At 36.3% G+C, this 2,325-nt stretch carries 3 protein-coding genes; all 3 read right to left on the minus strand.

The window, feature by feature from the left end; all coding sequences use genetic code 11:
• Window positions 1-185: 185 nt before the first annotated feature.
• The 3 genes from PSI23_RS21005 to PSI23_RS21015 are packed head-to-tail and all read right to left on the minus strand — an operon-like array spanning window position 186 to window position 1,759.
• Complete coding sequence (locus PSI23_RS21005) at window positions 186-611, minus strand: hypothetical protein (RefSeq protein WP_273556895.1); 426 nt, start codon at window positions 609-611, stop codon at window positions 186-188.
• On the minus strand, window positions 604-867 hold the full coding sequence (locus PSI23_RS21010) for a hypothetical protein (protein ID WP_273556896.1): 264 nt from the start codon (window positions 865-867) through the stop codon (window positions 604-606). Before PSI23_RS21010 ends, PSI23_RS21005 begins: the two co-directional genes overlap by 8 nt.
• A 19-nt stretch (window positions 868-886) precedes the next feature.
• Window positions 887-1,759 (minus strand): LAPAL motif-containing putative phage structural protein, encoded by an 873-nt coding sequence (locus PSI23_RS21015; protein ID WP_273556897.1) that lies wholly within the window; start codon window positions 1,757-1,759, stop codon window positions 887-889.
• Window positions 1,760-2,325 lie beyond the last annotated feature (566 nt).

Raw genomic sequence — 2,325 nt, forward strand, 5'->3', positions numbered from 1 at the left:
GAAGTAGTATTTTTGCGTCAACTGGTTTTACATTATTACCCTGCCTTGTCAACCAGCTTGGATTTGTTGAATGATCACTTTACGTTAATAGAGTAAACATCGGCAGATTCGGGGTGGAATGTGAGGCAGGGGAGAGTGATTTGGGGTCGTGATAAGTAAGAAGCCCTCGGGGTGAGGGGAATTATTTATTGAGTAGGAGGCGAGTTATCTGATGGTGAAGATATAACAATAGGTGGGGGAGTTGCTGTTTTTAAATAATCATCAATGTTATAGACCCCTATTTCGATACCTAAAATTATATTATATCGCTGTTCGGCTAACGAACGTAAATCATCAGTAGGAGCTGTTTTTATCCCGCGTCGAAGTACCCATTTGGTAAATTTAAGCTCAATCCGTTTACGTATGTAGTTTGCATCAAGAGAGCATGTTTCAGCAATAAAAGTAAATATCCCTCCTAATAACAAAGAAAAAAAAGGAACTGCAGATAAATAGATGTTTTTCATGGTGGGATCATTAATCATTCCTGCCATTTGAATTAAAATTGTTCCAAGCCCCCCACCGCCAGTAATTCCAACAAGACGGCTACTTTTTTTGTTCTTAGTTTCAGCCATGAGATTCCCTCTTGTGGCTGTTTTTTTCAGCTATATCATCAAGAATTTTGATGAGCTCATCATCTTTCTCAAGATAAATTTTTTGCTTATATGTCTTACCATTTTTGTCCTGGTAAGTAATTGTCACTTTTTCTTTAGAAAATAGAATGGAGAGCAATAAGCGTAGTAGTAAAAACAACAGACGGAAGGTAAAATACAGGGCTGGCAGAGCAAGAGACAGCCCAAGCAAGCTAATCACATTTATATCTTGCAGCATAATAACCCCGTTATTACTATTATTTATTCTGACTACCGAATTGCCTACCAACTTTAAGCACAGTATACGATTCAGTTAGATTTCCACCACTATTTTTAGTGGTTTTTCTCATTTTGACGGAAAAAAGTTCTCCGAAAATGCTGGGAGCATCCTCTTGTTTAAGGCGAAGCGTGAACTCTTCATCTTCCATGCGAACTGTGATTTTTTCTTGATGTAATTCAGCCTTCCAACCATTTTTATTCTCAATATTTGCAGAAATAAACGTTATAGTTGTTTCGAATTCATCATCATCTTCTTTAGTTTCAAAGAGTACTTTAGGTGATTTAAAGTAATCAGCATCATTTTTTGATATATCAGCAAATGTTTGATCTGAATCTTGCGATGGCTTCACAATAAATCTATCAATACCATTTCTAAGCAGTGGTTGCCGTACAAATGTATCGATTGCTTTGCGAATTTCAGGTGAATTGACAATTTTTTCAACATCCTTGGAGCATGTTATTTCGTCTCCATCCACAGAAATTTTTACGGTATCTGTTGAATTATTTGCTTCAATGATATCAATTTTTCTACCCTGTAGTTTTTGTAACACATCCAAAACAGTTGTCTCACCAACAACTGCTTTACTGACTGTAAGTCCTAGAAGTTTAAGCACATCTTTTGCATTTTTCAGATGTTGTATAATCTCAAGATTAAACCCAAAAGAACCTGCAATTAATTGGGCATCAATATTGACTTCAAATTCACTATTACCGTTGATAATGGTGTTGGCTGCATGTATAGCTTCCCCTAATCCTTGTAGGCTCTTAGCAAAAGAAATGGCATCCATTTTATGTGCAGCTAGAGCTTCACCATCATAAATGATGCTAATAGATTGTTTTTCTGAAGTCATTCTTATATCCCATTTAATTGAGTAATAGCATGAGCACTGAATGCTAGCTGAAGTAAACTTTGTGTTATAAGTACCGAATGATTGTATTGCTCTTTATACTAATTAACTCCCCCTAATATATGATCGGAATTTTCCTAATCTGTGAAGTGGAAGTCAGCTAATTTATGGAAATGTGATAAAAAATATATTTCAAATTAAAACTGTATCGCTGGTTATATTATCCTCATGCACCCACTTGTATCCCCTCCCACACAACCCCCATCAATTCATTCAACCATAAACATTCACCACTCCTTGATTTCCCTAATGTCTGGCACAGTGACAGAGTCATGTAAAATCAACAAGTTACGTAAATAGGACAATTATCCTCTTTTAACCCCTTGATTTCATTGAATTCCTGCTCCATGCCGGAAATTAACAAAATCAACGTGTTAGCTAAAGGTGGGATTCCCCGACTTTAACTTCTGCATGGTGCAGGTATCACCATGTTGATCATGCTTTTTGCTCATGTGAGATTTTCACAACTGAAAAATTTTTTGCAGTTGATGTTTTTGTACATGCGGGAT

Source organism: Xenorhabdus yunnanensis (assembly GCF_028598805.1).
In the GTDB taxonomy this organism is placed as follows: Bacteria; Pseudomonadota; Gammaproteobacteria; order Enterobacterales; family Enterobacteriaceae; genus Xenorhabdus; species Xenorhabdus yunnanensis.